We start from the raw sequence: 22448 nt of genomic DNA, 5'->3' as shown, positions 1-22448 counted from the left end.
CTAACGCCCGTCGGCGGGGGCGGCCCCCGCCGGCGTCGTGGGTGGCGCGGGGGAGGGCGGCGCGGTGGGCGCCGCGCGGGGGCCCGGGAGGGCGGGGCCGAAGCGCTGGCGGTACGCGGCGGGGCTCAGCCCCGTGGCGCGGCGGAGCTGGGCGCGCAGGTTGGCGCCGGTGCCCAGGCCGCTGAGCTGGGCCACGCGGTCCAGGCTGGGCTCCCCGCGCTCGATCAACCGGCAGGCCAGGGCGGTGCGTTCGGCGTTGAGCCAGCTCAGCGGCGTGGTGCCGAGCTGCGCGCGGAACCAGCGGTGCAGCGTCGCCTGGCTGACGGCCGCGCGGGCGGCCAGGTCCACGATGGTCAGCGGCTGGTCGAGGCGCTCCCGTGCCCAGTCGAGCACCGGCGCGAGACCGGTGTCCGGTGTCGCCGGCACCGGCACCCGCACGAACTGCCGCTGGCCGCCGTCGCGGTGCGCGGCGAACACCAGCCGCCGGCTGACCGCGTTGGCCACGGCGGCGCCGTGGTCCCGCCGGATCAGGTGCAGCCCGAGGTCGAGGGCGGCCGCGCTGCCGGCGGCGGTGAGCACGTCGCCGTCGTCCACGTACAGCACGTCGGGTTGCCAGCGCACCGCCGGGTAGCGCAGGGCGAACGCGTCGGCCCAGCGCCAGTGGGTGGCGGCCGGGCGCCCGTCGAGCACGCCGGCCGCGGCCAGCGTGGCGGCCCCGGTGCACAGGCTCACCAGTCGCGCCCCGCGCGCCGCCGCCCGCCGGACGGCGTCGAGCACGGCGGCGCTGGGCGGGGTTTCCGGGTCGGGTCGGTTCGGCACCACCACGGTGTTCGCCGCGTCGGCCACGCTCAGGTCGGCGACGCCGGACAGGGTGAAGAAGCCGGCGTGCATCCGCACGGACGGGGTGGCCGCGCACAGGGCGAACTCGTACCACGGCACGTCAAGTTCGGGCCGGCGCAGCCCGAACAGCTCGGTCATCACGCCCAGTTCGAAGGGGTTCGAGCCCTCGTCCACGATGACCGCCACCCGGTGCGACCGGTCGACGCCCCGCGACCGGGGCCCGGCCCCGCGTCGGCCGTCTTCCAACGCCCGACGCCCGCGCCCGTGCCGGCGCTCATGATGGCCCTCGGACTCGTGCTTGGGCTCGGGCTCAGGCTCGGGCTCGTGCGAGGATCCTTGCGGCATACGCGATTTCTAGCACTCCCGTGGCGCGGTGTCATGGACGCAGGATGGTCGGGTGAACGACGACACCTTCCTCCCCGACCAGTCCGAGCACGCCCCCGGTACCGCCCCCGGCGCCCCGTCGAGCGGCGAGGCCCGTACGGCGGACGCCCTCGCCGAGCCGCTGGCGCTCCGGTCCGCGCTGGCCACCTTCGACGCGCTGTGGAGTCCGCGCATCGTCGCCCACGTCAACGACTACGACGTACGGGTGGCCAAGATGAAGGGCGACTACATCTGGCACCTGCATACCGACACCGACGAGTTCTTCCTGGTCATCGACGGTGAGCTGGACCTCGGCCTGCGCGACGGGGCGCCGGCGACCCCCGGTGGTCCGCGCGGCGAGCGCGTGGTCACGCTCACTGCGGGGTCGGTGTTCGTGGTGCCGCGCGGCGTCGAGCACCGGCCCTCGTCGGCCGCCGGCGCGTCCGTCCTCCTCTTCGAGCCCACCGGCACGCTGACCGTCGGTGACCGGCACGAGTCGGTGCCCGACCACGTGGACGTCACGACGGGACACGCCCTGAACTGACGGGTACGCCGCCCGCTCCGGCGGCGGGCCCCGCGTCAGCGGTCGGGGAGTGCCCGGCCGACCGGGGCCGACCCGCTCGGCGCGCGGTCGTCAGGGCGCAGCGGCGGGCGGGTCGTCCGTGGGAGCGGTGACGTAGGCCGGGCGCCGGGGGCGGTCGCCCATCACCTGGTCGCACAGGTCGGAGCAGGTGCGGTTGATCAGGCGCGAGACGTGCATCTGCGATATGCCGAGCTGCTCGGCGATGCGGCTCTGCGTCATGTCGCAGAAGAACCGCAGGTACAGAATGCGCCGCTCCCTCTCCGGCAGCTTGCTGAGTACCGGCCGGACCGCCTCCCGGTCGATGACCTGGTCGAAGCCCGGCTCCTGGTCGGCGAGCGTGTCGACCAGCGAGTAGCCGTCCTCGGTGCCCGACAGCTCGGCGTCCAGCGACAGCGCCGCGTAGCAGTCCAGCGCCTGCATGCCGAGCCGTACGTCGGCCTGGCTGAGTCCGGTGTGCTCGGCGATCTCCGCCACGCCCGGAATCCGGTCCTCCAGCGTGGGGGAGAGGTCCCGGCACGCGGCGCGCACCTGGTTGCGCAGCTCCTGGACCCGGCGCGGCACGTGCAGCTCCCACATGTGGTCGCGGAAGTGCCGCTTGACCTCGCCGACCACGGTCGGCACGGCGAAGCTCTCGAAGGCGATCCCGCGCGTCGGGTCGTACCGGAGGACCGCCTTGACCAGGCCGAGGGCGGCCACCTGACGCAGATCCTCCAGGGCCTCGCCCCGATTGCGGAACTGCCGGGCGAGCCGGTCGGCCATGGGGATCCAGGCCACGATGATGCGTGTTCGCAGGGCCTCCTTCTCGGGCCCGTCCTCCAGCACGGACAGCCTGCGGAAGTCGGCGGCGGTGTCGGGCGCGTCATCGTGCGGATGTTTGGCGGAGCGTGTGGCGTGTACTCGTGCGGTCGTCATGGAAAACAGCTCCCGGAACGGCGGACGATTCTCCACCGGGGCGCACGCGTCGGCTCGACACGGTGCGGGGAGCAGACGCGACCGCCCCCGTGGTGCGTGCCTTCGGTCCGAAGCACGGTGCTGACTCGCCCGCGGGACCCCGGAGGCGCGCCCTGGCAGGGGCACGTACGTCCGTGAATCTGGACCAAGCGGGCATATCCCACCGTAGCCACTTCCCCGCCCGCACGCATCAGACGGGCCGCGCGGTGGGCGACGCGGCCGCCCCCGCCCGGGCGTTCGCGCCTGCCCGAGCGGGCCCCGCTCGGGCGCTGGGCGAGCCGCCCCCTTCCGGCGGCGCGACCCGCGCGCTACGGGTGCGACCCGCACGTCAGGGCGCGCCGCGGGTGCCTCGCGCGACGCCGCTGGCGCGCGTCAGGACACGCCGCGAGGGCGGAACTGCACGCTGATGCGCGGGCCCGTCGCCCTGGTCGACTTGGGGATGGCGTGGTCCCAGGTGCGCTGGCAGCTTCCGCCCATGACGATCAGATCGCCGTGCCCGAGTGGCCAGCGCAGCGTCGGGCCGCCGCCGTCGCGCGGGCGCAGCAGCAGCGGTCGCGGCTGGCCGACGGAGACGATCGCCACCATGGTGTCCTCGGCCGCGCCCCGCCCGAACCGGTCGCCGTGCCAGGCCACGCTGTCCCGTCCGTCCCGGTAGAAGCACAGCCCCGCGCTCACGAAGGGTTCGCCCAGCTCGGCCGCGTAGTGCGCGCTCAGTCGGGCGCGGGCCTCGTCGAGCGCGGGGTGCGGCAGGGGATCGCCGGCCCGGTAGGTGGCCAGCAGGCGCGGTACGTCGACGGTGCGCTCGTACATCCGCCGCCGCTCCGCTTGCCAGGGCACGGTTCGCGCCAGGTGGGTGAAGAGTGCGTCGGCGCCGGACAGCCAGCCGGGCAGGACGTCGATCCAGGCGCCGTGGGCGAGCGGGGTGCGCCGGACTCCCGTCAGTGGGCGCGGCGCGATCTCCTCCGTCGTGTCGAAGAGTGAACCCTGCAAGGAAACCGCCATGTGTCCCAGCATACGCCCGAAATAGAACAGGCGATCGAACGGGAGAGGGTTGGGAGGAGCCGACGGTCGGCAAAGTGCTGAATTATCGGGGAATGCACCGGTCGCCCCGCCCCCGCATCGATGCCAGCATGTGGCTATGGGTCGTTCCCGGTTCCCGTCGGCCTCCACCGCCACCGGTCGACGCCCACCCCGCCGCGACGGCCCCCGCACGCGCTCGCTGCTGAGCGCGCGCAGCATCGCCGGTCAGATCTTCCTGCTCCAACTGCTCATCGTCCTGCTGATCGTGGCCGCCGGTGTGGCGGCCCTCGTGCTCCAGGCCCGTCGCGACGACGAGGGCGAGGCGCGCCAGCGCGCGCTGGCCGTCGCCGAGGCGTTCGCCGAGGCGCCCGGCGTCGTCGAGGCCCTGGGCGCGAGCGACCCCACGGCGGTCCTCCAGCCGCGCGCCGAGGCGGCCAGGGCGGGCGCGGACATCGACTTCGTCGTCGTCATGCGCACCGACGGCACGCGCTACACCCACCCCGAGCCGGACCGCATCGGCCGAAGGTTCGTCGGCGACATCGGCCCCGCCCAGCGCGGCGAGTCCAGTACCGAGACCGTCGACGGCACCATCGGCGAGGTGGTCCAGGCGGTGGTGCCCGTCACCGACCGCGAGGGCGAGGTGGTGGGCCTCGTCTCGGCGGGCCTGCGCACCAGCCGCGTGAGCCAGTCGCTCCACGACGAACTGCCCATCCTGCTCGGCGGCGGCGCGGCGGGCCTGGCCCTGGCGCTCGGCGGCAGCGCGCTCGCGGGCCGGCGGCTGCGCCGCCAGACGCGCGGCCTCGACCCCGCGAAGCTCGCCCGGATGTACGAGCACCACGACGCGGTGCTGCACGCGGTCCGCGAGGGGGTGCTCATCGTCAGCGGTGAGCGCCGGCTGCTGCTCGCCAACGACGAGGCGCGCCGCCTGCTCGCGCTCCCCGCCGACGCGGAGGGCCGGCCCGTCACCGAGCTGGGCCTCGACGCCCCGCTCGCCGACGTGCTGGCCACCGGCCGCGCCACCACCGACGAGGTGATCCGCGCCGGGGACCGGCTGCTGGCCGTGAACAACCGACCCACCGACCGGCACGGCGGCCCGCCCGGCACCGTGGCCACCCTGCGCGACACGACCGAGCTGCACACCCTCACCGGCCGGGCCGAGACCGCGCGCACCCGCCTCCGGCTGCTGTACGACGCGGGTGTGGAGGTCGGCACCACGCTGGACGTGCGGCGCACGGCCGAGGAACTCGCCGAGGTCACGGCCGGCAGGCTCACCGACTTCACCACCGTCGACGTGGTCGACGCGGTGGTGCTCGGCGAGGAACCGCCGACGGCCGGCGCCTCGCAGATGCGCCGCGTCGCCGTGGCCGGCGTACGCGAGGACCACCCGCTCTACCCCGTCGAGGAGATCATCGACTTCGTTCCCTCCACGCCCCAGGCGCGCTGTATCGCGGACCGGTGCGCGCTGCTGGTGCCCCGGCTGAGCGAGGCGCCCGGCTGGCGGGCCCAGGACCCGCGGCGGGCCGCGGGCATCATCGACTACGGGGTGCACTCGCTGATCACCGTTCCGCTGCGGGCCCGTGGCGGGGTGCTCGGGGTCGCCAACTTCTGGCGCGCGACCGGGTCCCCGCCCTTCGACGAGGACGACCTGGCCCTCGCCGAGGAACTGGTCGCGCACGCGGCCGTCTGCCTGGACAACGCCCGCCGCTACACCCGCGAGCACGCCATGGCCGTCACCCTCCAGCAGAGCCTGCTGCCGCGCGGGCTGCCCGACCAGCGCGCCCTCGACGTGGCCTACCGCTACCTGCTGGCCCGCTCCGGGGTCGGCGGGGACTGGTTCGACGTGATCCCGCTGCCCGGGGCGCGGGTCGCGCTGGTGGTGGGCGACGTCGTCGGGCACGGGCTGCACGCGGCGGCCACCATGGGCAGGCTCCGTACCGCGGTGCACAACTTCTCCTCGCTGGACCTGCCCCCCGACGAGCTGCTCAGCCACCTGGACGAGCTGGTGAGCAGCATCGACCAGGACGAGACCACCGCCACCGGCGCCGCCACCGTCACCGGCGCGACCTGCCTGTACGCGATCTACGACCCGGTCGAGTGCCGCTGCGTCATGGCCCGCGCCGGCCACCCGCCGCCGGTCGTGGTGCGCCCGGACGGCGCGGTGCGCGTCCCGGACGTGCCGGCCGGGCTGCCGCTCGGCGTCACCGGCCTGCCGTTCGAGACGGCCGAGTTCGAGGTGCCCGAAGGCAGCCGCCTCGTGCTGTACACCAACGGGCTCATCGACCACGGCGGCCGGGACCTCGACACCGGGCTCGACCAGCTCACCGACGTGCTGCGCGGCCCCGACCGCACGCCCGAGGAGACCTGCCAGCGGGTCCTGGACGCGCTGCTCGGCGAGCACCCGGACGACGACGTGGCCCTCATCGTCGCCCGCACCCGCTCCGTGCCACGGGACCAGATCGCCACCTGGGAGGTGCCGTCCGACCCCGCGGCGGTGGCCGACGTACGCGCCAAGGTCAGCCGCCAACTCGCCGCGTGGCACGTGGGCGAGGAGGCGTTCACCACCGAGCTGATCCTCAGCGAGCTGATCACCAACGCCATCCGCTACACCGCGGGCCCGATCCGCGTCCGGCTCATCCGCGACACCGGCCTGATCTGCGAGGTCGCCGACTCCAGCAGCACCGCTCCGCACCTGCGGTACGCCGCCACCACCGACGAGGGCGGGCGCGGCCTGTTCCTGGTCGCCCAGTTCGCCGAGCGCTGGGGCACCCGCTACACGCCCACCGGCAAGGTCATCTGGACCGAACAGGCCCTGCCAGCACTGCCGGACCGCGAGCACGCCTGACCCCGTGCGCCGCCGCCTCCCCGCGACCGCCGCACAACCGTCACCCCGCACCGCCGGTAGCCCTACCGCCTGCCCCGGGCGTCACCGGCGGCGACGTCTCAGTCCCCGCCCGGGACCGCGCGGCCTCCAGATAGCCGTGCACGAGTGCGTCGGCCCGCCGGAAGAAGTCGCCGAGCAGGGCCAGTTCGGCGGGGGAGTAGCCGGCGTACAGCGCGGCCAGGCGCGCGTTGAGCGGCTCGTAGGCCGCGAACACGCGGGTCCGGGCGGCCGGTTCGGCCACGATGCGCACCCGCCGGCGGTCCTCGGGGTCGGCCTGGCGCGCGACGAACCCGGCGCGTTCGAGCCGGTTGAGGATGCCCGTCACGGCGCCGCTCGTCACCTGGGCCCGCTCGGCGAGGTCACCGGCGGTCAGCGGGTCGGTTCCCGCCTCCAGGACGTAGGTGAAGCAGGTCAGGTCGGCGGGGTTGAGCCCGAGCCGGCGCGCGATCTCCTGGTGGGCGAGGTGGCTGAGGCCGACGAAGTGGTCCATGGCCCGCTGTGCCTCCCGCGCGGTCGCAGCGGGGTACCTGTCTTCCAACCGCCAGCTCCTTAGCGTCCACACGTCGGTTCGCGGGGCGAAGCGCTTCCGCCGCCGACCCTACCGGCGCCGCGCGGCGCGGCCCCCGGGAGAAACGCGGGAGGGCACACGCTCGGCGGACCAGGGACGCTCCCGCCCGGCGGCTCAGGCGTCCTGCGGGTACCAGCGCAGCTCCACGGTGTTGCCGTCCGGGTCGGCCACGTACAGCGACTGGGCCACCCCACGGGCGCCGAACCGCTCGCCGGGACCGTCGAGGACCGTGAACTGGCCCGAGTCGATGACCTGCTGCCAGTCCAGCGGCTCGACGGTCAGGCAGATGTGGTCCACGTTGCTGCCCTGCGGGGCGTCCGCCGCGCGCCGTACGAGGTCGATGATGGTCGTCGGGCTCACCCGGACCGAGGGGAAGGGCGCCTGGCCCGCGCGCCACTCGTCGACGCGTACCGGGTCGAGGCCGAGCGGCCCGCAGTAGAACGCGAGCGAGCGCTCGATGTCGGCGACGGTCAGGACGAGGTGGTCAAAGGCGATCACGCGCATGGCTGCTCCGGGTGGTTCGGTCGAGGTCACTGGGGTCGCTGGGCGGGTGCCGGTGCGCGGACGACCACGGGCCGCCGCGCCGTGGCGCGCCGCTCCCGCACGTTCGTACGGGAGCACGACCGCCCCATCATGCCCCGTCCCACCCCGAGGTGATCACGCGTCCCCGCTCGTCCGTCCGGGGGTTCGCCGCGCGACGCGGCTCGGCGGCCCGGCAACCGTCGGCGGGCGACGCGGCAGGTTCCTGCGCCCGAGGACCTCATTTTGGTCTAGACCTTGACAGGTTCAGGTCGATTCGATTTGGTTCCCTCACCCCCAGGTGCCACCGGACCCCCGTTGGCCGTGCGAAGGAGTAAGCCCCTTGAGACAGCGCCTGTTCGCCCTGCTCGCCGCGTTGGCCTCGGCCGTCGCGTTCGCTCTCTTCATGCCAGGACCGACCGCCTCCGCCGCGACGGCCTGCGCCACGGGTTGGAACGCGTCCACCGTCTACACCGGCGGCAACTCCGTCTCCTACAACGGCCACAACTGGTCGGCCAAGTGGTGGACCCAGAACGAGAAGCCCGGCTCCTCGGACGTCTGGGCCGACAAGGGTGCCTGTGGCGACAGTGGTGAGCCGCCGACCCAGGAGGGCTTCGTGGTCAGTGAGGCCCAGTTCAACCAGATGTTCCCGAACCGGAACTCCTTCTACACCTACCGTGGCCTGACCGACGCGCTGAGCGCCTACCCGGCGTTCGCGAACACCGGCAGCGAGACCGTCAAGCGCCGCGAGGCCGCCGCCTTCCTCGCCAACGTCAGCCACGAGACGGGCGGCCTGGTCCACATCGTCGAGCAGAACCAGGCGAACTACCCGCACTACTGCGACCGCAACCAGCCCTACGGCTGCCCCGCCGGCCAGGACGCGTACTACGGCCGCGGCCCCATCCAGCTCAGCTGGAACTTCAACTACAAGGCCGCGGGTGACGCGCTCGGCATCGACCTGCTGCGCAACCCGTGGCTGGTGGAGAGGGACCCGGCCGTGGCGTGGAAGACCGCCCTGTGGTACTGGAACACCCAGTCCGGCCCCGGCACGATGACCCCGCACAACGCCATGGTCAACGGAGCGGGCTTCGGCGAGACGATCCGGGCCATCAACGGCACCCTGGAGTGCAACGGCGGCAACCCGAACCAGGTGCAGAGCCGCATCAACAACTACCAGCGCTTCGTGCAGGTCCTGGGCACCACGCCCGGTGACAAGCTGAGCTGCTGACGCTCCCGGAGCAGGGCCCCGGCCGACGCGTCACACCCGCGCCGGCCGGGGCCCGCGCCGTTCGGCCGACCGCCGGTCAGGGCCGGCCTACGGTTGCCCGTCGGCGAGTCCGGTGACGCGCAGCGTGATGTTCAGCCGCCCCGCGCTCAGGCCGGTGGCCGGGTCGGCAGTACCGGGCCGGACCCTGGGCACGCCGTGGTACGCGAAGCGCGAGGGTCCGCCGAAGACGAACAGGTCCCCCGAGCACAGCTCCACATCGGTGTACGGCCGGGTGCGGGTCTCGGTGTTGCCGAACCGGAAGACGCAGGTGTCGCCGATGCTGAGCGAGACGACGGGCGCGCTGGAGCGCTCGTCCTTGTCCTGGTGCATGCCCATTTTGGCCGCCGCGTCATAGAAGTTGATCAGCGCCGTGTCCGGGGTGTAGCCGGCCGCGGCCGACGGGTCGCCGTACGCGTCGGCCACCGCGCGCCGCCCCCACTCCACCAGCCACGCCGGAAGCGCCGCCACCCGCTCGCCGTTGACGTCTTCGGCGGTGCGCGTGTACGCGTACGGTTGCCAGTGCCAACCCAGACACACCGTCCGCACCGACATCGTTCCGCCCCTCGGCAGCCGGGTGTGCCGCATGGGCACGGGACCCACCGCCCACTGCCGGCAGGCGTCCACCAGCGCGCGCTGCTCGGCCACCGAGAGCCAGTCGGGTACGTGCACGGCCCCGGGGGCGAGGGTGGCGCGGGGCCGGGGGAGCAGGGCGTTCATGGCCGGACCTTCCTCATGGGCGGGGTGGGAGCGGGTGGAAGGTGATCCCACCCCGACGGACCTCCCAGTGTCCGCCGCTGGCCGAGCCGCCGCGCCCGTCGGGGTGCGCCGGGGGAGCGGCGGCGCCGTCGCGGCCCGTGCCGCCGGGCTCAGCCACGGCGCGCCGGGAGCGCGCCCTCGTGCGTCAACAGCGCCTCCTTGCGGTCCAGCCCGCCCGCGTAGCCGGTCAGCGCGCCGCTGGCGCCGATCACCCGGTGGCACGGGCGCAGAATGAGCAGCGGATTGGCGCCGATCGCGGTGCCGACCGCGCGCACCGCGGCGCGCGGGGCGCTGATCCGCTCGGCGATCGCGCCGTAGGTCGTGGTCGTGCCGTGCGGGATCTCCTCAAGGGCCGCCCAGACCCGCCGCTGGAAGTCCGATCCGCCGGCCGTGTACGTGAGGTCGAAGCCCGTCCGCTCGCCCGCGAAGTACGCCCTGACCTGCCGCGTCGCCTCGGCCAACGGCCGCGGGTCGGCCCGCCACCCGGGCTGGATCGTCGGCGCGTTGCGCTGCCCCGGCACGGACAGCGAGGTGACGGTGACGCCGTCGACGCCGCGGGGGTCCTCCTCGCCCGTCACCAGCAGCTCCCCCAGGGGGCTGTCGATGGTGGTGTAGACCGTCATCGGTCCGTCCTTCCCTCGTCCTGCGTGCGGTACGGGTACCAGCCTGTGCCACGTCAGGAACCCTGTCTGGCGGGATTCGGACGCGGCGCTCACACCCGCCGCCGCCCCGCGAAATCCGGCTGTCCGGCCCGGCCGAACCGTGGTCCAATCGGCCACCATGGACACCACACCGCCACCGCCGGCGGTCGAGCGCGACCTGCTGGCCCGCATGGAACGCAACCTGGCCGAACACGCCTGCTTCCCGCACCGCGACCTGCCCGGCGCCACCGTAACCGAGGCGCCCGACCTGCTGATCGCCGACAGCGGACTGCCCGACGACACCTTCAACATCGTCACCCTGGCCCGCTTCGACCCCGACCGCGCCGCCGCGCGGATCGCCGAGACCACCGAGACGCTGACCCGCACCGGGCGGCCCTTCTCCTGGTGGGTCGGCCCGCTCGCCGAGCCCGACGACCTGTCCCGGCACCTGACCGCCGGCGGCTGGCCAGCGTCGGAGCGGGAGACAGCGATGTGGGCCACCCTGGACGAACGCCTGCCGCGCCCGAGCGCCGACGACCTCACCCTCGTACGGGTCAGCACCCCGGCCCAGCTCGCCGACTACGCCTCGGTGCTGGCCTCCCTCTGGGACCCGCCGGCCGCCACCGTCGAGCGCTTCTACGAGCGGGCCCGCCCCTGGCTGCTCGGCGCGCACAGCCCGGCGCGCTACCTGGTGGGTTACGCGCGCGGCCAAGCCGTCTGCTCGGCGGAGGTCTTCCTGCACGCGGGCGTGGCCGGCATCTACAACATCGCCACCCTGGCCACCCACCGCAAGCGGGGTTACGGACGCGCCAGCACGCTGGCCGCGCTGCACACGGCGCGCGACGAGGGGCATCCCACGGTCGTGCTCCAGGCGTCCGCCGAGGGCGAGTCGGTCTACCGGAACCTGGGTTTCCGCGCCTGCGGCCACTTCACGGAGCACGCCCTGTCCCCGTGAGTCCCACCCCTCGCCCCGCGAACGGTCCCGCCCGGGCGTACGGGGAGGGCCGGCCCGTCCCACCCGGCCCGATAGACACGCAACCAGAAGGTTGCCTATCGTCCCGTCGGGGGTGACGATGGACGAGGTGTTCAAGGCGCTCGCCGACGCGAACCGCAGGCTGCTGCTGGACCGACTCGACCAACGCGGCGGCCAGAGCCTGCGCGAGCTGGGCGAGGGCCTGGCGATGAGCCGGCAGGCCGTGAGCAAACACCTGGCGGTGCTGGAGGCCGCGCGCCTGGTCAACACCGTCCGGCACGGCCGGGAGAAGCTGCACTACCTCAACCCGGTGCCGATCCGGGAACTGGCCGACCACTGGATCGGCCGGTACGACCACGGACGGCCAGCGACACTCTCCCACCCCCAGCAGACCCCGGAGGGACGCAGGATGAGCAAGCCCGCCCACGAGTACGTCATCTACATCCACAGCACGCCCGAAAAGATCTACCGCGCGCTGACCGACCCCGAACTCATCGCCGACTACATGGGCGGCACCGGTCCGCGCTCCGACTGGCAGGTCGGCTCCGCGGTGGAGTGGAAGATGGACCCGAACGGGGAGTTCCACGACTACGGGCAGCGCGTCCTGGCGGCGGAGCCCGGCAAGCGGCTGTCCTACACCTGGCACCGGCTCCAGCCGGAGCACCGCGAGATGGTGGGCATCACCTCCGACGAGGAGTTCGCCGAGGCGGCCAAGGAGCGCTCCCGGGTCACCTTCACCCTGGAGCCGGCCGAGGAGCCGGCGGCGGGCACCAAGCTGACCCTCGTTCACGACGAGTTCGACAGCCCCGACAGCGTCATGCTCGCGTCCGTCTCCGTCGGCTGGACGCTCATCCTGTCCGAGGTGAAGACCCTGCTGGAGGGCGGCCGGCGGTACGCCCCCGCGTCCTCGTCCCCCGCCTGACGCGCCGCCCGCGCGCCTCGCCCGTACGCCACGGCCCCGGGCGGGGCGGGCGACCGCCCACGACGGCGACCCGCCACCCGCCGCGGCGTCACCGGGCCCGGTGACGCCGCGCGCCACGCAGCGCCAGGGCGCGTTCCCGCTCGCCGACGCCGCCCCAGATGCCGTGTGTCTGCTCGGTGGCCATGGCCCAGTCCCGGCAGGCGCGGACCACCGGGCAGCGGGCGCACACGGCCTTGGCCTCCCGCTCCTGCTGGAGCGTGCGCGCGCTCGCGGCACCGACTGGGAAGAACAGCTCCGGGTCCTCGTACGCGCACGCGGCCCGCCGCCACCACTCCTCGCCCGGCTCCTGTGACCAGGCGGTGTGGGCCGAGCCCGCGACCGTCTCCTCGCGCGTCACGGCCATCAGTCCTCGCCCCGCACGATGTGCGACTCCGACGAGCCGTCAGCCAGGACGCGGCGCGCCTCGGCGCGCTCCCCGGGCGCCGTCACGCCCCGCCCGATGGCTCGCTCCGGCCGGCCGTGTGGCACGGCCCGGCCCCCGGCCGAGTCCGCCCGGAGCGACGGTGGCACTCCGGCGCCCGCTGGCTGGTCGACCTCCCGGCTCACGCGATAGGTCATGGCATGGCCTCCTCATCCCTCGATGGCTGGCTTCGCTCTCCGGCGGCGAGGGACGCGGCGACTGCCGCCCGCGCCCTGACCACCGAACCCTGATCGGGTCCCCAGACCCGCCACGGGTAAACGGCACGCACCCAGCGGGATGACCACCCCGTGTGCGCGTGCCGAGGGCCGGGCGCGCCTGACGGGGCGTCACCTACCAGAGGTGTACGGGGCGTTGCCGCGGGTCGGTCGCCGGGCCGACGGGCCGGGCGGGAGAGGGCACCGCTGTGGGCCGCGGGCCCGCGTCGTCGCCGTCAGGGCAGCGGGGGGCCGTTCATACCGGACGGCATGTCCTGCTCAGCCCAGACCACCTTGCCCGTCTCGGTGCGGCACGAGCCCCAGCGCCGGCACAGCATGTTGATCAGTTGCAGGCCCCGGCCGCCCTCGTCGCTCAGCGAGGCGTGCTGGATCTGTGGCAGGTCGGGGCCGGTGTCCGAGACCTCCACGAGGAGCCGGTCGTGACAGAGCAACCGCAGCTGGCCGGGGCCGTCGCCGTAGCGCAGCGCGTTGCCCACCAGCTCGCTGACGACCAGCTCCGTGACGTCCGCGAGGTCGTCCAGGTGCCAGAGGCCGAGCTGCTCGCGGACGTGCTTGCGGGCCGCGCCGGCCGCCGACCCGTCGGCCGGCAGGTCCCACACCCGCAGCCCGTTCGCCCGGGTCGCCGGCCGGGCCGCCGCCACCAGCAGCACCGCCTCGTCGAAGCGCTCGGTGCCGGCCGGCGCGAAGTCGCTCAGGGCCGCCGCGTCGAAATGCGCGAACCGCAACGCCGGCGCGGAGCCCAACAGCCGGTCCAACTGGACGTCGATGTCCCGCGTACGCGACTTGACCAGGCCGTCGGTGTACAGCACCAGGCGGCTGCCCGGCTCGACCGGGACCCGCAACGCGTCGTACGGGATGACGCCCGCGCCGATCGGGGCGCCGACCGGCACCTCCACGAACGAGGCCGAGCCGTCCGGGGCGATCAGCATCGGCAGCGGGTGCCCGGCACTGACCACGGTGAAGCTCGCGTCGGCCGGGTCGTAGACGGCGCACAGGCAGGTGGCGACCTGGTCCTCCTCCAGGTCGCGGGCGGCCAGGTCGAGGCGGGCCAGGACGCGGTCGGGGGCCATGTCCATCGCCATCAGGGTCCGCCCCACGGCGCGCAGCCGGCCCATCGTGGCGGCCGCCGAGAGGCCGTGCCCCATCACGTCGCCGACCACGAGCGCCGTGCGCCCGCCCGGCAGTGACGCGATGTCGTACCAGTCGCCGCCGACGCCGCTCGGGTCGGCCGTCGGCGCGTAGCAGTGGCTCACCGTCAGGCCCGGGGTGACCGGCGTGGCGCGCGGCAACAGGCTGCGCTGCAGGGCGACCACGTGCTCGCGCTCGCGTTCGTAGAGCCGCGCGTTGTCGACGAACAGGGCCGCCCTGGAGGCGAGTTGCGTGGCCAGTTCGAGGTCGGCCGCGCTGAAGGGCGCCCGGTCACCCACCCGGAGGAAGTCGGCCGCGCCGAGCAGCACGCCCCGCGCGATGAGCGGGACCACCAGATAGCTGTGCACGCCGGCGCGGCGCAGCAGCTCCGCGGCCCGGACGGTGGGGGCGATGCGCACGTACTCGTCGGGCTGGATGGGGCTGACGAGGATCGGCTTGCCGAGCGTCAGGCAGATGGTGGCGAACTGGTCCACGTTGACGGTGCTCAACTCACCCACCGGGTCCGGCTCCAGCGTGGTGAGCGCGTCGATGGCGGCGACCGCCATGGCCCGCGTGGCCGGGCGCCCCTGATAGCCGGGGTGCGCGCCCTCCTCGCCGTGCAGCACCGACTCCAGCAGGTCGACGGCTGCCGCGTCGGCGAAGCGGGGGACGGTGAAGTCGGCGAGCTCCTGCGAGGTGGAGACCAGGTCGAGGGTGGTCCCGATACGCACGCTGGCCTCATTAAGCCACCCGAGCTGACCGCTCGCCGTGTCCTCCTCGACGCCCTGCTCCACGTCCGTCTCCTCCTTGTCCACCGCGCCGTGAGCTGCCCGCCACGCGCTGTTGGGTCGCCGACTCTAGCCCCCAGCCGGCTCACCGCCCGGTACGACCTGGCATGTCGTCCGTTCCATGCCACCGCCGACGGCAAACGGCGCACCTCACCACGGCGGGCGAGGGGGAGCGGCGCTGGCGGGTGACCGGCGGGCGCGGGGCGCCGCAGCACGCACCGCGCGCCTGGGCGAGGGGAACGGGGCCGGCGGGCGCGAACCCCACTCCGGCCGTGGGCCGTTTCGTGGCGATGTCCGCACCGTCTCTCGCACCTTCGTTCCCCGCGCCGTGCTGGAGGGTCGGCGGCAGGCCGCACCCGGGCACCCCGCCCAGGGCTGTGCCACCGGCGGGACCCATCGCGCTCAGCCAGGTTCCCGCACGCCCTGGCGCTACCTTATGGGCGATCGGCCCGACCGGCACCCGGGCGTCAGCGGGTGATTCCCCCGGTCACGCCGGTGCGCCGGCCCCGCGCACCGCCCACGTGCCCGGAGCCGCACGCCGCATGGCTCACGCCTGGCGAAGGGCCTCGGGGGCCGGGACTGCGGCCGTCGCGTTCGTGGCCGAGGACAGCGCGTCGGCCACCACGGGGGGCAGCGGCGCCAGCCCGAGCAGGCCGCTGACCACCCGGGTGGTCAGCGAGTGCCAGGCCGCGGCCCGGCGCACCATGGCGTGCTCGCCGTCCGGCAGCAGCAGCGTGCAGGCGTCGGCGCCGGCCCGCCGGGCCCGTTCCGTCAACCGTCGCGAGTCGGCCGGCGCCGTGATCCGGTCCCGCTCGCCGTGCAGCAGGACCACCCGCTTGCCGGCGAGGTGGTCCACCGGCTCACCCTCCGGACACCACGGCGCGAGCCCCACCACGGCCTGCACCTGGGGCGCGGCGGCGGCCCGCAGCGCCGCACGGCCGCCCATGGAGTGCCCGACCAGCACCACGGGCACCGGCCCGTGCAGCGCCACCAGCTCGTCCAGGGCCCGCTGGGCGTCCTCGGCCGCGTCATCGCGCTCGCCGTTCCAGCCACGGTGCCGGTAGCGCACGCTCCCCAACGCCACCCGGTGCTCGGCGGTCGCCCGCGCGATGGACCGGGCGAAGGGCAGCATGCGCGCGCCGGGCAGGTTGAGCGCGGGCGGCGGCTCAAGGCCCTCCTCGCGCCCGCCGTGCAGCAGCACGACCGCCGCTCGCGGCGGCGTGGGCGACGGGCGCAGCACCAGCGCCGCCCCGGTCTCGCGGCTGAGGAACGAACGCGACATCACGGCCTCCCCCGGCCCCCGCCGAGCAGCCCCGCCACGGAGAGCGCGCCCCAGCCCACCGAGACGGCCACGGCCGCAAGGCGCCGGTCGCGCTCCGGCAGGGTCAGGCCGAGCAGCGCGGCGTCACCGAAGTCGGCGGCGATGCGCACGGCGGTGGCCGCTCGCAGGGCGGGGCCCTCCGGGGCCACCACCATGGCCAGCCCGCTGACCGCGTCCCGCCACGCCAGTGGCCGCAGCGAGACCCGCGTGTCGGGGGCCACCGTCCCGTCGGGCCCGGTCAGCCCGGAGGGCTTGGCCAACAGATCGGGCCGCGCCGTGACCGCGAGGCCGTAGAGCGCGGTGGCCGCGCCCACCGTCCGTAGCAGACCCACCCGCATCCTGCCCATCACCCTCTCCACGTCCCAGCTCGTCCGGCCGTGGTGGCCGCCCGGCCACGGCGCCATCGGCCGTCATCCCACACCGTACGCGGCGCCGGTCGCAGCGGGTGCGGGCGGCGTACGTACGCGGCGGCGAGACCCCCGGCAGCGCCCCCGCCGGGGCGTCGCGCCGGTGTCGAGCGGGCGGCCGTCCGCCCTGGCGGGCACGGCTGAGGAGTGGGGGAATAGGGCGGTGGGGCACCTGGTTGACGGGGATGGTTGAATATTGAACCAACGGCTCGGAGGATGGCCCCCGGGCAACGGAAGAGGTGGAGCGACATGCAGTTCGGGATCTTCACGGTCGGCGACGTCACCACGGACCCGACGAACGGGAGCACGCCGAGCGAGTACGAGCGGATCAAGGCGATGGTCGCCATCGCGCGCAAGGCCGAGGAGGTCGGCCTCGACGTCTTCGCGACCGGCGAGCACCACAACCCGCCCTTCGTCCCGTCCTCGCCGACCACCATGCTCGGCTACATCGCCGCCCAGACCGAGCGGCTGATCCTGTCCACCTCCACCACGCTGATCACCACGAACGACCCGGTGAAGATCGCCGAGGACTTCGCGATGCTCCAGCACCTGGCGGACGGCCGGGTCGACCTCATGCTCGGCCGCGGCAACACCGGCCCGGTCTACCCCTGGTTCGGCCAGGACATCCGGCAGGGCATCCCGCTGGCCATCGAGAACTACGCGCTGCTGCACCAGCTCTGGCGCGAGGACGTGGTCGACTGGGAGGGCAAGTTCCGTACCCCCTTGCAGGGCTTCACCTCCACGCCCCGCCCGCTGGACGGCGTCGCGCCGTTCGTCTGGCACGGCTCGATCCGCAGCCCGGAGATCGCCGAGCAGGCCGCGTACTACGGAGACGGCTTCTTCGCCAACAACATCTTCTGGCCCAAGGAGCACTTCATCCGGCTGATCGACCTCTACCGGCGGCGCTTCGCCCACTACGGTCACGGCACCCCGGAACAGGCCGTCGTCGGGCTCGGCGGGCAGGTGTTCATGCGCAAGAACTCGCAGGACGCCGTGCGCGAGTTCCGGCCCTACTTCGACAACGCGCCGGTGTACGGGCACGGTCCCTCGCTGGAGGAGTTCACCGAGCAGACGCCGCTGACCGTGGGCAGCCCGCAGGAGGTCATCGACAAGACGCTGACCTTCCGCGAGTCCTTCGGCGACTACCAGCGCCAGCTGTTCCTGATGGACCACGCCGGCCTGCCGCTGAAGACCGTCCTGGAACAGCTCGACCTGCTCGGCGAGGAAGTGGTCCCGGTGCTGCGCCGCGAGTTCGCCGCCGGCCGCCCCGCCGAGGTGCCGGACGGCCCGACGCACGCGGCCCTGGTCGCCCGGGCCACCGCCGAGGCCGACGGCGCGGCCAAGGCCGGCGAGCACACCGGGCGGCCCGGCACGGACACCCCGGCCTGACCACCACCGGACGCGGCGCCCGCCGGCGGGCTCACCCACAGCCCGCCTGCGGCGCCGCCCCCGGCACCCGCCGGTCCCGTACGCCCTCCGGCCCCACACCACCCCGCAACCCCACCCCAGGAGACACCACATGAAGCCCCTGCACCTGGTGGCCGTCACCGCCGGGCTGAGCCAGCCGTCCTCCACCCGGCTGCTGGCCGACCGGCTGGCCACGGCCGCCCAGCGACAGCTCGCGGACGCCGGCCGGCCGGTCGAGGTCCAGGTGGTCGAACTGCGTGAGCTGGCCACCGCCATCGCCCAGCACATGGTCACCGGCTTCCCGGGCACCGCGCTGCGCGCCGCCCTCGACGCGGTGACCCGCGCCGACGCGCTGATTGCGGTCACGCCCGTGTTCACCGCCTCCTACAGCGGCCTGTTCAAGTCGTTCTTCGACGTGCTGGACAACGAGGCGCTGGTCGACAAGCCCGTGCTGATCGCGGCGACCGGCGGCACGGCCCGCCACTCCCTGGTCCTCGACCACGCGCTGCGCCCGCTCTTCGGTTACCTGCGCGCCGTCACCGTGCCCACCGGCGTCTACGCCGCCTCCGAGGACTGGGGCGCGGCCGGGGACGGCCGTACCGACGGGCTGAGCGAGCGAATCGACCGCGCCGCACGCCAACTCGCCGGCCTGCTGGTCGACGCCCCGTCCGTGCCGCACCAGGACGACGACGAGGTCGTCCCCTTCGCCCAGCAACTGGCCGCGGTGCGCGGAGCCTGACGGCGCGCAGGCGCCGGGGCGCCGTACGCACGGATGCCGCCGACACGCCATGTGGCGTGTCGGCGGCATCCGTGGAGCCGATCGGCCGCCGTGGTTCACCTGCCGTGGTCCGGGGCGCTCCGCGTCCCGGGTTCAGCCCTCGGTTCAGCGCAGCAGGTCGAGCAGGTCACCGAGTGTGTCCGGGGCGAGCCTCGGCATGTCGGCGACCGCGTTGAGCGTGAAGAGGTGGTCGCCCTTGCGCACCGGCGACTTGCCGAAGGTCTTCTTGAGCAGCTTCTCGCCCTCGGGAGTCAGCGCGGTCCGCACGTTGACCGCCTTGACCTGCTTCTGCGTGACCTTCGCGTTCTCCCGCTTGATGGTGTAGGTCAGGAACCGCACCGGCTGCGCCTTGGCCCGGTTGACCGAGGCGTGCGCCTGGGTCCGCGAGGACTTGTTCACGTAGTTGTAGATCTTGGTGAGGTCGAGACGGTCGTCCTTGTCACGAAACGTGACACCGCCCTGCAACTTCGCGTAGTCCCTCGTGCCCTCGACCAGCGGGAGGGACACGCACTGGCGCTGCTTGCCGGTGATCCGAGCGGCCCCCGTGGCGGCCAGCGTGACCTTCGCCTTGGCAAGCTGCTTGGCGGCGGGCTTGCTCAGGCAGAACTCGGCCTTGCCGTTCTTGATGGGCTTGGCTGCCTCACCAGCCTGGGCCGGCGTCACCGCGCACGCCAGCGCCGCTGCGACGACGGCAACCCCCGTCATTCCTCGCATCATGACTCGTCCTCGTGGATCAGGCTGACCGTGATTCGGTCGGCACGTGAGGACAACGGGGATTGCTCCCTGCGGGTGACGTACTCGATGGCAACATCACTCGGCTTGGTGACATCGACCCGGAACCGGCCCGTAGGGCGGCTCTCGTCCCCACACCCCTCTCGTCCCAGGGTCGTGGGGTCGGGGCGCGGCGCGGCATCGCCCGCCCGGCGCCCCGACCCACCCGTCATGGTCAGCGGACGCGGCCGTACCAGACCTTGTTGGTCCAGATCTTCTCCAGCCGCACCGACTTGCCAGGCTTGGGCGCGTGCCAGATCTTGTTCTTCCCGGCGTAGATGCCCACGTGGTAGACGTTCCGCCCGGAGTGGAAGAAGACCAGGTCACCCGCCTTGCGCGAGCTCTTGGACAGGTGGCGGGTCTTGTTGTACTGGGCCGCCGCCGTGCGCGGCAGCTTCTTGCCCGCCTTCTTGAACGAGTAGAGCGTCAACCCCGAGCAGTCGAACCGGTGCGGGCCGACCGCCCCGTACTTGTAGGGTGCGCCCTTCTTGCCGGCGGCGATCTTGAGCGCCTTGCCGGAGGCCGTCGCCGCCTGCGCATCGGTCGTCAGGGCGGGGACGAACGAGGAACCGGCCAGCACCGTGGCGGTGAGGGCCGAAGCGGTGCCGATGCGCGTGGCGATCGAGGGTATGCGTGGCTGCGCGGACATACGAAAGCCCTTCGTCATCCGCCTGCGAAAGATGACCTGTCGGGTTCGGACTGGCGAAGTTGCCCGGCCACTCGCGTGGCTTCACCCCAAGGGCCACCGACTTCGTGGCCCGTCGTGCCTGGGTCTCCCGTTCCTGCCGATTTCGTGTTCTTCTCACTGGGCCCGCGCGGCGGCAGGACTCGGCGTCCGCCCGGACCGCCCCGCCGTGGTGACGGGGGCTTGGTGGTGTCGGATAGGGATACTGCGTCATCCACGGCCCGAATTCGCAGCCGAAAGGGCCGTATGTGAACTTCTTCACCTTCGCTGGTGACACAGAACCGCGGTCGGTCTCATCCCCCATACGAGTCGCGCAAACCCGCTCTGAACTGCGAAAACGCCGAACCGGACGCAGAGGTTCCAGGGCGTGACCAGGCTGTGGGCCAGGCAGCCGCCCACCACCCCCGGGTTCGCGGCGCGCGCGGCGGTGTGCCGTGACGCGACGTCAATCCGCGCGCACGGCCGGCCGTCGGCGACCCGGCGCCGCGCGACACCGGAGGCGCGGGGTGACGGTGGCGTGGTGTCACGGTGGCGGCGGGATGGCGATGACCGTGTGTCTCCGCCACCGCCGGCCGTTCCCGGCCCGCCGCCTGCGTCTGGGGCAAGCCGTCGAACGCGTGAGGCTAGTCGTCGAAGGGGCAGGTGCCGACGAAGGCCCGGAACTCCTCGCCGGGCACCAGGCGGCGGGAGCGCACCTGTGTGAAGCCCGCGTCCCGCATCTGCCCCAACAGCTCGGCCGGGCGCGGCAGCGGGCCGGCGAAGTCGGCGTACGCGCACCACAGGTTCAGCATCTCCATGCCCGGGCCGCCACCCTGGCAACTCGTCGTCAGGAGCAGCTTGCCGCCGGGCATCAGAAACGAGCGCGCCCGCTCCAGCACCTTGGTCCGCTCACCGTGGGGGAAGTAGTAGATGTTGTTGTGCAGCGTGACCAGGTCGAACTTCTGCTCCGTCGAGTACGTCCGCAGGTCGCTGCGGACGACCTCCACCCGGTCGGACAGGTTCCACTTGTCCAGGTTCGCCTGCGCCTGCGCCACCACCTCGTCCTGCAGGTCGATCGCCACGGCCGTCAGCCGAGGGTTGAGCGAGGCGGCGTGCCGTACGTAGGTGCCGCTGCCGCAGCCCACCTCCAGGAGCCGGACCGGTGAGTTCCGGTCGACCTGCTGCTCCACCACGCCCTGCACGGCGGGTTCGAGGACACGGGACGAGCGGGCGATGAGCGCGCCGTCCTGGTCGGCGATCGACACCCGACGCCCTTCGCGCAGCATGTCGGGGGCGTCCAGGAGCAGTGGGGCGTGGAAGCGCATGAGCTGTTCGAGCAGCGCCACGTAGGCGTCCGCCTCCGGCCGCGCCAGCGACTTGGCCAGGCGGCCGCGCAGCCGGTAGCGCCCGCCGCGCGAGCCGAGTTCTCCGAGCCGCACTCCCATGTCGAGCCAGACGCCGAGCAGTTGCTCCTCACCGTGCATGCCCAGCTCGTCGGCGAGCGCGGGCGCGTCGAGCGGTTGCCGCGCGAGATGGCGCAGCACGCCACTGTTGGCGGCCGCGGCCAGGAACGAGGCGCGGTACGCGGGGCCGGCGAGCTCCCGCGGCATCCGCATGGCCAGTGAGAGGTGATTGCTGCGCACCAGCTTGGTGAACGTTCGGATCTTCACGGGGAGTTCCTCATCTGTGCTGGGTGGTGGGCGGCGTACGCGCGAACGGCGCTGGGCCGGCGCGGAACGGGCCGGGGGACACACCCGCGCCCCGGGGTCCGGTGGCGCAGTGGCGGGTGGCACGCGGATCGGGCGGCTATCGCGGGTGAAGAGGATGGCGGCGGGCGTGCGCTGGGGGACTGACTGCCCAACGCCCCACGCGTCCACACGTCGCGCGCTGATCCGGCGCAGGGGACAGGTGTATCAGGGAATTCGCCGATCGCACTGCCCGCTGCGCGCCCGCCCTTCCGCTCCCGCGCGCCCCGGCGCACCGAACTCCGAGGTGATTGGCCTGCCCAAGGCGTCGGCGCGGCGTCGCGCCGCTGAACCCCTGGTCCACTCGTACGGGTGACATATAGTCCGGTCGCGTCCGGGTGCGCCGACTGGGGCACGGCCCATACGGCCCAAGGCAAAAGGCGGCATCCGCTCACCTGCCCCCCGAACGCCTGTTGGTGAGATCACCCCTCCGTTTCAGCGAGCTGCAAGGTTGCCCTA

General features: G+C 73.6%; 22 protein-coding genes and 1 riboswitch. Of the genes, 7 read left to right on the top strand and 15 right to left on the bottom strand.

All coding sequences use genetic code 11. From position 1 onward, the window contains the following. A complete protein-coding gene (locus tag OYE22_RS01080; protein ID WP_277318607.1) occupies positions 1-1185 on the bottom strand; it encodes a helix-turn-helix domain-containing protein in 1185 nt (394 codons plus the stop codon). Between the two features lie 160 nt (positions 1186-1345). On the opposite strand from OYE22_RS01080, the gene OYE22_RS01075 reads away from it, so the two are divergent. Continuing rightward, positions 1346-1747 (top strand): cupin domain-containing protein, encoded by a 402-nt coding sequence (locus OYE22_RS01075; protein WP_277323932.1) that lies wholly within the window; start codon positions 1346-1348, stop codon positions 1745-1747. A gap of 90 nt (positions 1748-1837) precedes the next feature. On the opposite strand, the gene OYE22_RS01070 is transcribed toward OYE22_RS01075, so the two are convergent. Both OYE22_RS01070 and OYE22_RS01065 read right to left on the bottom strand, forming a co-directional pair. Next, on the bottom strand, positions 1838-2698 hold the full coding sequence (locus OYE22_RS01070; protein ID WP_277318606.1) for a SigB/SigF/SigG family RNA polymerase sigma factor: 861 nt from the start codon (positions 2696-2698) through the stop codon (positions 1838-1840). Between the two features lie 411 nt (positions 2699-3109). Continuing rightward, positions 3110-3739, bottom strand: a complete 630-nt coding sequence (locus tag OYE22_RS01065; protein ID WP_277318605.1) for an alpha-ketoglutarate-dependent dioxygenase AlkB — start codon at positions 3737-3739, stop codon at positions 3110-3112. Between the two features lie 136 nt (positions 3740-3875). On the opposite strand from OYE22_RS01065, the gene OYE22_RS01060 reads away from it, so the two are divergent. Beyond that, positions 3876-6599, top strand: a complete 2724-nt coding sequence (locus OYE22_RS01060; protein WP_277318604.1) for a SpoIIE family protein phosphatase/ATP-binding protein — start codon at positions 3876-3878, stop codon at positions 6597-6599. Positions 6600-6639: 40 nt separating this feature from the next. Here OYE22_RS01060 and OYE22_RS01055 read toward each other — a convergent pair whose 3' ends face one another. Then, positions 6640-7128, bottom strand: coding sequence for a MarR family transcriptional regulator (locus OYE22_RS01055; RefSeq protein WP_277323931.1), 489 nt, complete (start codon positions 7126-7128; stop codon positions 6640-6642). A gap of 192 nt (positions 7129-7320) precedes the next feature. Next, positions 7321-7710 carry a VOC family protein gene (locus OYE22_RS01050; RefSeq protein WP_277318603.1) on the bottom strand — a complete coding sequence of 130 codons (390 nt, stop codon included), beginning with the start codon at positions 7708-7710 and terminating at the stop codon, positions 7321-7323. A 358-nt stretch (positions 7711-8068) separates the two neighbouring features. Between OYE22_RS01050 and OYE22_RS01045 the strand changes: the two genes are divergently transcribed. After that, a complete protein-coding gene (locus OYE22_RS01045; protein WP_277318602.1) occupies positions 8069-8953 on the top strand; it encodes a glycoside hydrolase family 19 protein in 885 nt (294 codons plus the stop codon). Between the two features lie 87 nt (positions 8954-9040). Here OYE22_RS01045 and OYE22_RS01040 read toward each other — a convergent pair whose 3' ends face one another. Both OYE22_RS01040 and OYE22_RS01035 read right to left on the bottom strand, forming a co-directional pair. Next, entirely contained in the window at positions 9041-9709 is a 669-nt protein-coding gene (locus OYE22_RS01040) for an alpha-ketoglutarate-dependent dioxygenase AlkB (protein WP_277318601.1), read from the bottom strand. 149 nt (positions 9710-9858) lie between these two features. Beyond that, positions 9859-10371: a methylated-DNA--[protein]-cysteine S-methyltransferase gene (locus OYE22_RS01035; protein WP_277318600.1), complete on the bottom strand. Its 513-nt coding sequence runs from the start codon at positions 10369-10371 to the stop codon at positions 9859-9861. A 208-nt stretch (positions 10372-10579) separates the two neighbouring features. Here OYE22_RS01035 and OYE22_RS01030 point away from each other — a divergent pair, with 208 nt between their 5' ends. Both OYE22_RS01030 and OYE22_RS01025 read left to right on the top strand, forming a co-directional pair. Continuing rightward, positions 10580-11344, top strand: a complete 765-nt coding sequence (locus OYE22_RS01030) for a GNAT family N-acetyltransferase (RefSeq protein WP_277323930.1) — start codon at positions 10580-10582, stop codon at positions 11342-11344. Positions 11345-11462: 118 nt separating this feature from the next. Then, entirely contained in the window at positions 11463-12284 is an 822-nt protein-coding gene (locus OYE22_RS01025) for a metalloregulator ArsR/SmtB family transcription factor (protein ID WP_277323929.1), read from the top strand. A gap of 88 nt (positions 12285-12372) precedes the next feature. On the opposite strand, the gene OYE22_RS01020 is transcribed toward OYE22_RS01025, so the two are convergent. From OYE22_RS01020 to OYE22_RS01000, 5 genes are all read right to left on the bottom strand, one after another. Beyond that, on the bottom strand, positions 12373-12687 hold the full coding sequence (locus OYE22_RS01020; RefSeq protein WP_277318599.1) for a WhiB family transcriptional regulator: 315 nt from the start codon (positions 12685-12687) through the stop codon (positions 12373-12375). Then, on the bottom strand, positions 12687-12902 hold the full coding sequence (locus OYE22_RS01015; RefSeq protein ID WP_277318598.1) for a hypothetical protein: 216 nt from the start codon (positions 12900-12902) through the stop codon (positions 12687-12689). The genes OYE22_RS01020 and OYE22_RS01015 overlap by 1 nt, the downstream gene beginning before the upstream one ends. Before the next feature lie 293 nt (positions 12903-13195). Next, positions 13196-14923 carry a SpoIIE family protein phosphatase gene (locus tag OYE22_RS01010; RefSeq protein WP_277318597.1) on the bottom strand — a complete coding sequence of 576 codons (1728 nt, stop codon included), beginning with the start codon at positions 14921-14923 and terminating at the stop codon, positions 13196-13198. Positions 14924-15443: 520 nt separating this feature from the next. Beyond that, positions 15444-16178, bottom strand: a complete 735-nt coding sequence (locus OYE22_RS01005) for an alpha/beta fold hydrolase (protein WP_277318596.1) — start codon at positions 16176-16178, stop codon at positions 15444-15446. After that, the gene (locus tag OYE22_RS01000) at positions 16178-16555 is read right to left on the bottom strand and encodes a hypothetical protein (RefSeq protein ID WP_277323928.1); all 378 of its coding nucleotides are present in this window, start codon (positions 16553-16555) and stop codon (positions 16178-16180) included. Before OYE22_RS01000 ends, OYE22_RS01005 begins: the two co-directional genes overlap by 1 nt. 318 nt (positions 16556-16873) lie before the next feature. Between OYE22_RS01000 and OYE22_RS00995 the strand changes: the two genes are divergently transcribed. Both OYE22_RS00995 and OYE22_RS00990 read left to right on the top strand, forming a co-directional pair. Further along, positions 16874-18013 carry an LLM class flavin-dependent oxidoreductase gene (locus tag OYE22_RS00995; protein ID WP_277318595.1) on the top strand — a complete coding sequence of 380 codons (1140 nt, stop codon included), beginning with the start codon at positions 16874-16876 and terminating at the stop codon, positions 18011-18013. Between the two features lie 130 nt (positions 18014-18143). After that, on the top strand, positions 18144-18770 hold the full coding sequence (locus tag OYE22_RS00990) for an FMN reductase (RefSeq protein ID WP_277318594.1): 627 nt from the start codon (positions 18144-18146) through the stop codon (positions 18768-18770). Positions 18771-18914: 144 nt separating this feature from the next. Here OYE22_RS00990 and OYE22_RS00985 read toward each other — a convergent pair whose 3' ends face one another. The 3 genes from OYE22_RS00985 to OYE22_RS00975 all read right to left on the bottom strand — a co-directional run bounded on the left by OYE22_RS00985 (position 18915) and on the right by OYE22_RS00975 (position 21914). Further along, positions 18915-19514: a hypothetical protein gene (locus OYE22_RS00985; RefSeq protein ID WP_277318593.1), complete on the bottom strand. Its 600-nt coding sequence runs from the start codon at positions 19512-19514 to the stop codon at positions 18915-18917. 241 nt (positions 19515-19755) lie between these two features. Further along, entirely contained in the window at positions 19756-20229 is a 474-nt protein-coding gene (locus OYE22_RS00980) for a C40 family peptidase (protein WP_277318592.1), read from the bottom strand. A 3-nt stretch (positions 20230-20232) separates the two neighbouring features. Beyond that, positions 20233-20386: riboswitch (cyclic di-AMP (ydaO/yuaA leader) on the bottom strand. Positions 20387-20888: 502 nt separating this feature from the next. Next, positions 20889-21914, bottom strand: coding sequence for a class I SAM-dependent methyltransferase (locus OYE22_RS00975; RefSeq protein ID WP_277318591.1), 1026 nt, complete (start codon positions 21912-21914; stop codon positions 20889-20891). Positions 21915-22448: the final 534 nt, after the last annotated feature.

It is taken from the genome of Streptomyces sp. 71268 (assembly GCF_029392895.1).
Classification (GTDB): Bacteria; Actinomycetota; Actinomycetes; order Streptomycetales; family Streptomycetaceae; genus Streptomyces.
Note: the sequence above shows the minus strand (reverse complement) of the source record. Positions and strands in the feature narration are given on the sequence as shown.